The sequence below is a fragment of the Mesorhizobium sp. M7D.F.Ca.US.004.01.2.1 genome (assembly GCF_003997785.1).
In the GTDB taxonomy this organism is placed as follows: Bacteria; Pseudomonadota; Alphaproteobacteria; order Rhizobiales; family Rhizobiaceae; genus Mesorhizobium; species Mesorhizobium loti.
In genome coordinates, this window is sequence record NZ_RZRQ01000210.1 from 1 (window position 1) to 1,030 (window position 1,030).

The 1,030-nt window shown below is 64.8% G+C and carries 1 protein-coding gene and 1 pseudogene; one reads left to right on the forward strand and one right to left on the reverse strand.

The annotated features are described in order from the left end of the window. A pseudogene (locus tag EN993_RS23990) lies at positions 1-218 on the forward strand (GtrA family protein); the annotation flags it as partial. Positions 219-254: 36 nt separating this feature from the next. Here the strand turns inward: EN993_RS23990 and EN993_RS37965 are convergent. Next, a partial coding sequence (locus EN993_RS37965; protein ID WP_245468951.1) for an efflux RND transporter permease subunit occupies positions 255-1,030 on the reverse strand: 776 nt, incomplete at its 5' end.

Below are 1,030 nucleotides of genomic sequence, written 5' to 3' on the forward strand. Positions count from 1 at the left end.
GGTCGTTCGAGCGCAATCGAGCCATCCGGCTGCATGACGCGTTCCTTCGCTTCGCCTCGCTTGGGGGGCTGATTTCGCTCGGCGTCTCCAGCCTTTCGATCGCGCTGTTCGCCGGCATCGCCGGGGTGTGGCCGGCAAAGATCGGCGGTGTCGTGGTGGCGGCGGTGCTGAATTTCCTCGCCGCGCGCTGGTCGATCGAAGGCCGATTGCTGAAGTAGCGGCGGAAAACCGCCACACACTTTCCTGGAATGTCTCTATTCCGCGGGCTCTACATTGGTGTAGGCGGCTTCCTCGAGCTCGCGCTTCAGCCGCGCTTCCTCATGGGTTTTCGGCGTGACGAAGCGGCCAAGCAGGAGATAGGCGACCGGCGTCAGGAACAGCGTCGAGACGGTGGCCAGCCCCAATCCGCCAACGATGACCCAGCCAAGTGCGACGCGCGCCTCGGCACCGGCGCCGCTCGCCAGAACCAGTGGCAAGCCGCCGAGCACGGTGCAGATCATCGTCATCATTACCGGCCGCACGCGGATGATCGAGGCCTGCTCGATCGCTTCGCGCACGCCAAGCCCGCGATCGCGCAGCTGGTTGGCGAATTCGACGATGAGGATGCCGTTCTTGGCCATGACGCCGACCAGCAGCACCAGGCCGATCTGGCTGTAGGCGTTGAGACTGGTGCCGCTGAGGAGCAGCGCAAAGATTGCGCAGGCGAGGCCAAGCGGCACCGTCGCCATGATGATGACTGCGCTGACGAAGCTTTCGAACTGGGCGGCCAGCACCAATAGAATGATGACCAGCGCGAAGCCGAAGATGGTGATCATGGCGCTGTTGGTCTCGCCCAGCGTCGCTGCCTCGGCCAATGGCAGGATGCGGCTGCCCGCAGGCAGCAGCGGTGTGGCGATTTCTTCGGCACGGGTCAGCGCATCGCCGAGCGCGAAGTCGCCGTTGAGGTTGGATGTGATGGCCACCGACGGTTGTTGCTGTTCGCGCGACAGCGATGGCGGCACGGCACGTTCGGTCAGCGTGGCGATGGTCG